This is a genomic window from uncultured Aquimarina sp., assembly GCF_947492115.1.
Classification (GTDB): domain Bacteria; phylum Bacteroidota; class Bacteroidia; order Flavobacteriales; family Flavobacteriaceae; genus Aquimarina.
This window is the reverse complement of record NZ_CANLMM010000020.1, coordinates 1-8,376: the sequence shown is the minus strand read 5'-3', so window position 1 is coordinate 8,376 and position 8,376 is coordinate 1. Positions and strand designations below refer to the sequence as shown.

8 protein-coding genes are annotated in these 8,376 nt (G+C 30.3%); all 8 read right to left on the bottom strand.

Annotated features, from left to right (window positions below):
* Window positions 1-210: 210 nt before the first annotated feature.
* Window positions 211-843 (bottom strand): hypothetical protein, encoded by a 633-nt coding sequence (locus tag Q1A73_RS24085; protein WP_299611250.1) that lies wholly within the window; start codon window positions 841-843, stop codon window positions 211-213.
* A gap of 90 nt (window positions 844-933) precedes the next feature.
* A complete protein-coding gene (locus tag Q1A73_RS24080) occupies window positions 934-1,596 on the bottom strand; it encodes a hypothetical protein (protein ID WP_299611247.1) in 663 nt (220 codons plus the stop codon).
* Between the two features lie 188 nt (window positions 1,597-1,784).
* Complete coding sequence (locus Q1A73_RS24075; RefSeq protein ID WP_299611245.1) at window positions 1,785-2,276, bottom strand: hypothetical protein; 492 nt, start codon at window positions 2,274-2,276, stop codon at window positions 1,785-1,787.
* A gap of 201 nt (window positions 2,277-2,477) precedes the next feature.
* Window positions 2,478-3,020, bottom strand: coding sequence for a DUF6368 family protein (locus Q1A73_RS24070; protein ID WP_299611243.1), 543 nt, complete (start codon window positions 3,018-3,020; stop codon window positions 2,478-2,480).
* A gap of 343 nt (window positions 3,021-3,363) precedes the next feature.
* On the bottom strand, window positions 3,364-4,137 hold the full coding sequence (locus Q1A73_RS24065; RefSeq protein WP_299611241.1) for a hypothetical protein: 774 nt from the start codon (window positions 4,135-4,137) through the stop codon (window positions 3,364-3,366).
* Window positions 4,138-4,366: 229 nt separating this feature from the next.
* Window positions 4,367-5,809 carry a Fic family protein gene (locus Q1A73_RS24060; RefSeq protein WP_299611239.1) on the bottom strand — a complete coding sequence of 481 codons (1,443 nt, stop codon included), beginning with the start codon at window positions 5,807-5,809 and terminating at the stop codon, window positions 4,367-4,369.
* Window positions 5,810-6,407: 598 nt separating this feature from the next.
* Entirely contained in the window at window positions 6,408-7,184 is a 777-nt protein-coding gene (locus tag Q1A73_RS24055; RefSeq protein ID WP_299611235.1) for a hypothetical protein, read from the bottom strand.
* A gap of 93 nt (window positions 7,185-7,277) precedes the next feature.
* A complete protein-coding gene (locus tag Q1A73_RS24050; protein ID WP_299611232.1) occupies window positions 7,278-8,270 on the bottom strand; it encodes a hypothetical protein in 993 nt (330 codons plus the stop codon).
* Between the last annotated feature and the right edge of the window lie 106 nt (window positions 8,271-8,376).

Below are 8,376 nucleotides of genomic sequence, written 5' to 3'. Positions count from 1 at the left end.
AAAATTAGTAATGTATAAATGCTTTTATTGAGTTTCATTGAGTTTCATTGAGTTTCGTAGTGGTATTAGGTACAACGGTTCGTATAAGTTTAGTTGCGGTGTTAAGACCTAAAGGTAACAAAAGGGAAACGACATTGGAAAAATCCGCAGGATTTTTCGAAGTAAGCACAGAGCTTAGCAATTAAATTTATACCATGTTAGCAGTAGGTTTTATTTATTTAGTTTATCGCAGCTCAAAAATTCTTTCTCAAATTCGAGAACATTCTTTTTTCTGTTTTTTAAATACGCTATTGTTCCAATCAAAGATTGGTCTTTAAAGAAATAATCTAGGGTTTTAATAGTATTACCATTTCTGTCAGTTATGTCTCTTGTGTCAAGTGTATTTGTTATTCTTAAGATCAGATTTTGGTTACTAACATACTTTAAAATCAATTCCTTGTAAGAGTCGGTTTTATTAATAAATTCATTTCCTTTTGTGCTGTAATCTCCATTAATAAAAAACAAGTTGTTGACTTGCTGAATTTCGGTAAGAGCTTTTTGGTTTTCGTTAATATTACCAATTTTAGAATTTTCTATAAGTTGGTCAGTCAGATTGTCTAAATAAGATACATACTCTTTTGTCCAGTCATCGTAGACGAGAAAATCCGAATTTAGGGAGTCATTTTGGTTTAGGTCGTTTATTTTTTCTTGGATTTCTTTTTCAATGTGAAATGATGTATTGTTAAATTCATTTATTAGAACTGAGTACATTCCATAACTTGATTCGAATTTCAATTCAGGTTTATTCTCTGTTTTGCAAGAATAAAAAGTTATGAATAATAGTAAGATTTTGAGATATTTCATGGGTTTGTTCAACTTACTGCTAACGTTTCTTGTATGTTGCGTTTGCTAACGAAGGTAGCATATGCAATATACAACCTGTTATGCTCTTTTCTAATAATTATCTATTCTCCAATCTAAATCAATATTATCTAAATCAACATCAGGATAGTCAAACTTATTTTTCAATTCTTCTATATCAATCTCTTTTTGTTTTGGGTCCAGAATTAGCCAAAGAGTATTGTCTATTTCTTCTATATTCTCTTTAATTAGGTTTTTCAATTCCGATTGTAAGTATTGACTATAAATTAAACCAACAGAAAATCCTTCGAGCATTCCACCCCAAGGATATGCAACTTTATAAATCTCTTGTCGAAAGTTTAATAGATCATTAAACATCCATCCAATATCAACTGGTCTTTTCATCCTGTCTTCTGGAGGGTGTTCATAGAGTTCTTTAATTTTCTTTATCGCTCTTTCAGATAGTTCTTTGTTTTCTCCATAAGGCCTGTCATGTAAAAATTCTCCACGTTGTAAATATTCAATATTTGTAAGTTTGTTAAGTTGTTTTGCTCTACTTAACTTTTCTTTTTCTCCAATAATAGAGTACTTTATTTGAACTAAAGGATTTACATATTTTTTAGACAGTCCAAATGCGTCTAGTAAGGATTCTATTTGTTGTCTTCGAATAACACTTGGTTTGTCATTGATCACATCAGCTTTTGCCCACAAGTAATTATAATCAAGTAATTTATATAATAGGTCTTTTGCAGTCATATTTTTAATTGAGCATAACGCTTAATATATGAATCGGAGTAAGGCAAGCACACCTGAACCAATTGATCTATCTGCGCATTTTTATTTCTTGTTAAACTTATAAAAATTTAGCGCCATTCCAAATGGAAAATGACATTTCGATTCGACATTAGATTGCTCTGATTTCATATATAATGTTACCACACGTTTTAATTTTTTATTAAAGGTGGCGGTGGAGGAGGTGGCGGTATATTTTTGAATTCAGATTTTTTTTCAGATTCGGATTTTATTTTTTCCAGTCCTGCTTTATCCACTAATTTTATTTCATCAATTAATACGTTATCTCTGTTCTTGAAAAGCAGGAATAATTGTCCAAATTCTTCTTTTGTTTCTTTGTTAAAAAAATGAAATGAGTAAGCAGGAACTTTTTCATTAATAAGGACTAAATAATAAGTCACATCAAGCTCAGATGCATCAATATCAGACTCTAGTCGTGAAATTAGTGAGATCTTTTCGTTTAGCTTTTTCCCCTCATACCATTCAGATACAATAGAATTAGTGCTTTTGTCAGTTATTGTTCGTCCAATTTTTTCACATTGTATGGTAAAAGGCGCAAATTCAGGTTGAAATAATGTCTTCTGTTTTTGCGAAACGACTTTTATTACTGTGAATACAGTTATTATTAGTAAATACTTTTTCATATGTGTGGTAACGTTTAGCTATGCGTAGTGCGGAATCAGAAAATCACTGGTTTTCGTACTAGCACTTAGCCAAAGTTTATGTTTTGTTTTTATATTTTCTAAAATACTAAATTTAAATCTTTGGCGACTAACCAAATAGACAATGTCTTTTCGTTTGAACCTAAACTCGCATTATCGCATAGGTGTTGTTACCACATGTTTTTATTTCGGGATATAGAACTTTTTATGTCCAACCCAATTATTTAAAAATTCTTTGTCCGCTAAATGCGTGAACCATATTCGGTCATCTGCGGTTTCATATTCCAATTCCATTATTTTTCCTCCAATTTGCGAAACAAACTTTTTTATTTTATCTCTATTACCTGTTAAACTTGGGTCAATCGCTGCTGAAAAGTCAACTAATCCGTTTTCTATTTCCAGAACTTTGAGCATTAACTCCGAAATAAACTTCTGTCCATATTTTTCATTAGTCCAAGCCATAAATCCTATATAGCATTTTGGAACATATCCAATTGTTTTTATAAACTCAGCTTTTGATTCTGAGTCAAAATCTTTGTCATCTTTAGCGTCCGAGTAATAAATTCGAAAAGGGTAATTCTCACCTTTATGTTCAACTGTTATATCGTAATCCAATTCGTTTTCCACCTCAAATTTTCCACAAGATTCAATAGTTTTTTTTATCTGATTAATTGACTTATCAGATAGATATTCCTTAAAGTAAATCAGGTTTGTAAATCCTCCCATTTCTATTTATTCAATATGTGGTAACGTTAAATATATGGCAAGTTGGGCAGAAAATAAGCGATTACTTTCGGTTTAGCCACAAGCCAAATCTTTTGTATTTTGTTTTAATTTTTCTCTTTAATACCAAATCAAAAGATTTGGCGACTTTACAAATGGACAAGAACCTTTCGGTTAAACACTAATCGCCCAATTTGTTATATATAGTGTTACAAGCTGGCTTTCTGTTCACTTTTATAGTATTCTTTTTTCACTCTTTTCTGTTTATAGTAAGCAACAAAAATTAGGGACAATGGAAAAAATAAAATTATTAAAACCCATTTTAAAATATTCAAAATCATATTCATCATCCAATAATTGAGTACATATAAATCACGTTCACTGCTATTGTTAATCCGATAGTCAAAAACATTGTCTGCTTAGATATTTTATAAATATTTCGGATTTCTTCTTTACTAATCAACCATAATGTTCCACCAAAAAAGATCAAAGTCATTATATAGGTAATTGGCGAAACTGTTGGAAATAATGATTCAAGTGCAGGTATTCCTGAAGGCTGTCGACCTATATTCATTAAAAATAGTCCGATAACTGTGATTGCGGAATAAGTCAAAAATATTGATAACAAAATCCAACCACTTTTTTTTCGCTTCCAAAATAGGAATGCTGCAAGAGGTAATACAATGAGATGAAAGAAATACTCAACCATACTTAGATCCCATTTTGCTCCACTATCTGTAAACATATATCTAAGCATTCCAAATTCTTTGAAAATTCTATAAACCGCAATTCCGGAAAAAATTAGAGTTGTAAGTCTTATGATTTTTTCTGGTGTTTGAATTCCGTTTTGAATAGGATTGATTGTGTCAAAAAGAGTAGAAGCGTTTTCCTTTATTTTTCCCTCTTGTCGTTTACGCTTTTCAATTTCTAATTTCTTTTTTTCTTCTTGTTTGTTAATTTCCGTTTTAGCTTGATTTAATTCTTCTGTTGATAATTTTCGACTATCAATTTCAGTTTTTGCAGTTTCTACAGCAATTGGATTATACTTATCAGATTCCGCAATAATTTTTAAAAGTTCGGAATTAGATAAGTTTTTATAAAGTTCTGTAAATTCAGTCATTAATTGTTTTTTTCTACCGCTTGCTTGTAACGGACTTGTGTATGAAACGTAGCGTGCAAAAAGACACTAACTTTTCGGATTAACACAGAGCCGAATTTTTATATTTTGTTTTTAATTTTTCTCTTTTAAAAGCCAAATTAAAAATTTGGCGGACTTTCTAAATATACACAAACCTTTCGGTTTAGCATTTATTAGCTATGTTTTATACACCGTGTTGGCAACTGGCTTTTCACGCTTTTAATTTCTCTATTTCAGTCACTTTTATAAATTCAGATAATGTTGTTAAACTAATTTTATCTGTCAATTGTAATTCGGTTGTTATTAGTTCCTCTAATTTCCACAAAACGTCTTTTCCATATCTAAATTTAATTGGGTCAGTATCGTAAAGTGCATCTATTTCATCTGCTTTTTCTTTTGGGTCTTCCATTTTTCCGTACTTTCCATATTGAGCATAAGCTTTTCTTAATTTAGCTTTTGATGTAGGTTCGGTTTCGATTGTTGCTTGTTCAATTAATTCTTTAGCTCTTTCTATTGATATGGAAGGATATATTTTATTTATATGGTTTTGGTTTAAAAAGTAACTTTCAATATCGTAGAACTTAGTAATCAAAACTGTTGTAATTGAATCTAATTGATAATTCTTTAATTGTCTATTAATTATTTGATTTAGTTGTTGCGGATTGTCATTATCTCTATCTCGATGAATTAATATTCCACGTAAGTTTTTAGATTTTTCTTTTAATTTTTTAGCAAAGAATATCGCTGAAGCTAAATTGTCTTTTCCTTCATAAGATTCTACTTGAACTTTATCTAAATCCATTTGATGAATTTCAAGTAGTTTAGATATCATATCTGTATTACCGTCTTCTGTAAGAACGAGATATTCTTTGTTGTCTCCAATTTCGTCAAGTTCTCCTGCTAATGTTAGATATTGATTTAACTTATCAGCTGTTAATTTTCCAAAGAATTGAACAAGTGGCTCAAAATTTCCCCTATCTCCAATAACTAAACATTCGTAATACTCTTTACGTTTTTCATTTGGAATTGTGATTGGAAAAAAGCCATTCTTTAGAAGTATTAAATTTAGAATCAGACGAGAGATTCGACCATTCCCATCTAAAAATGGATGTATAGAAACCATTTTATAATGAAATAAAACAGCTATGACTAATGACGATATTTTATTATTTGCATTAACTCTATAATACCATTGAAATAATTTGTTAAGCTCGCTATCTATTGTTTTATAGTCAAACTCTATTTTTGAACCATCTGGATGTTGAATGTAGACTTTGGATTTTCTATAATCTCCATTGTCCATTAAAATTTCTTGTAACAATAACAAGTCGAGTAATGTGAACTTAATATCAACTAAATCAAAAAGAAAGCTAATAGAAGCGAAGCTTTTACCTAAACTTAAATATCTGTTCTTTTTTTCTATATAAGAAGATTTTAACCTCGGGTCTTGTTGAGTTAAATAGTCCAATTGTAACCCTAATTCTTCTCGAATTTCAGGGTTTAAAGAATTCAAATGAGACTTACTGCCGATAATAAATGACTCTTGAGCAATCTTTAGAAGAGTTGAATTTCCTTGACCCAATTCCTCTACTTTTACTTTCAAAGTATCTACTTCTGAAATAATCTTTAACTCACTTAATTTTTCTTCGGTCATTATTTTCAGCTTGTTGCCAACGTTTAATATATGTGTCGTAGCAGAGCAAAATGTTACCCTGTTTCATGATTTTTCTGCACATTGATTGCTAATTTTTACTTTTTGCAAGCATTGAGCCTTCATAAATATACAACAACCAATCGATTGATCAATTTGCTGCTATGACACATATATCTTGTTATCGTGCGTTCTTTTTTCAGTCACTAACCTTACTAGACTAGCCAAGCAAGGTGATATTACTTGCGTTATTACTCCGTCAATTTTATTTTTTCTTTTCTTGCGATCACCTTGCAATCATTGGATTAGTAACAGACCTTGCTAAATGAACCTGAACTTTTTTTCCTCAGAAGCTGATCAGCCAAAAAAGCGATTTTTTAGCACGTTACTACTCCGTAATCCTCCTCAATTTTGGTTTTTTCTATCGCTTTTTCCTCGATTAGACCTTAACCATCACAAAATACTCAGACCATTGGGTGGTTAACCGTTCGTTGCTTTCGTTCTACCTTTCAGATTCCTAAAATGCACGGATAATGGTAAATATAACAAACGTTGCTGACCAAAAGGGCAGCTATGTTTTGTTATATAGTGTTATGCAATGTTATTTATAGTATTCATATTCAAAATTTTCTGTGGTATAATATTTCACTTGGGTAAGTAACCCATTTTCATCATATGTAAATTCCGTTGTTTCTTTTTGAACGTTATTGTCAAAACGAATGAATTGGTTTACTTGCCCGTTATCTTTAAAAGTATACTCGTAAGTGTAATTCCATTCCCTTCTTTTAGAATTAGAACGTATTTCCCAGCCATAGTATTTTTCTTTATAGAAATCATTAATATATTCTGTTGTAGTTTCACGATACTTTTTCCCATCTCGATACCATTCTCGTGTTTGTATTTTGCCGTTATTTTCGAAATGGTCAACTAGATTTAGGCTTCCATCAGGATAGTATTTGGTCAGTTTTTTTAATTCTCCATCTTTGTATTCTATTTTAAACTCAGAAATTTCTAGTTCGGGTTTGGCTAATTTGGCTTTGGACGAAAGGTCGAGTCCTAAGCTTTTAAATTTTTTCAAAGTCTTTTCGTCAGGTTTACCATTTCTTGTAGTATCCACTTGTTTGACTAACCTCTTATTTTTATCATATTCAAAATAAATTGTTCTTTGTTCTCCACCAACGAATGGCTCGTGTTGAAACTTGACCATTTTTCCATCTCTATTATAAAATGTTGTGGCTTTCAGTTTTTTTCCATTATACCACTTTCTAGATTTAACTTTATTGATCTTATATAGACTATCACTTTGATATGTCCATTTCTCCTGGGCAAATGTCAAAATAGGAAGAAGTACAAACCCGATTAGTAATTTTATTTTCATTTATATAATTTTCTGATGTTGCATAACGGTAAATATAACAAACGTAGCTGATCCGAAGGGCAGCTATGTTTTGTTATATAATGTTAGACACTTTTATTTTATTCTAATTCCATTAAGATAAACTTCTTTACGTATCCATATATCATTTTCATAAGTTATCCAAACACCTTCTCGTTTTCCATTTTTATATTTTCCCTTTATAATTCTGTCACCTAAATATTCAATGGCATTACCTTCTCTGATTCCATTTTTATAAGAATATTTTCCATATAATTTACCTAAATCATCATATTCAAATAATTCTCCATTCCCATCATATAAAGTACCCCAGTACAATGCTTTACCGTTTTTATCAAAGTAGTGTAAAATTTGTATTAGTTTTCCAGAATTATACACAACTATTTTTTTAATGGCTGTTTCATTTGGATAGCGAATACCATTAATCAAAGGTTGTTTAATTAGATAATAGATCCATTCTCCTGTTTTTATACCATCACTATTATAGACTCCTTTTTCAATTATTAATTTATTATAACCAACTATTTTCCAATTGCCAATTCTTTGTCCGACTCCATTAAGTTTGTATGTTTCATTGGTAGTTAAGTCAAATATTTTAAATTCTCTAGAGGAATCTTTTTTATGATATATATCAAGAAAGTCAGATAATAGCATTTCCTGAGACTGTCCTCGTCCTCCAGAGATTCGTCCTTTTATCTTACTATTAAACATTCTTAACATATTCGTACCACAAGTTGTTAGTTCATATTGGTTTTTCGTTTGATTTAATGACTTGTTTAGAATAAGTAAGTAGGATTTTCCTACATCGCTCTCAAAGAAAACAGGTAAGCAATTACCACCATTTCCATTTTCTAAAGTAAGAATAGTATTTGGTACTAGTTTTCCTTTAATAACAGTATTTATTTTTATTTGATAAAGATTGTTATCTATCCCAATAATTTCTCCTGAAATTAATTCTTTTTTGTTTTTCCGATTTAACGTTTCTAAAAAATCTTCATCAACCCTACAAGTACAACCAAATACATTTATTGTTAAAAAAAAAACTGCAATAAAAATTAATTTATACATTTCATTATCGGTTATTTGTAATTGTGTCTAACGTTTAATATATGTGTCGTAGCAGGGCAAAATGTTACCTTGTTTTTCGATATTTCTGCGCATTGGTTGTTAACTT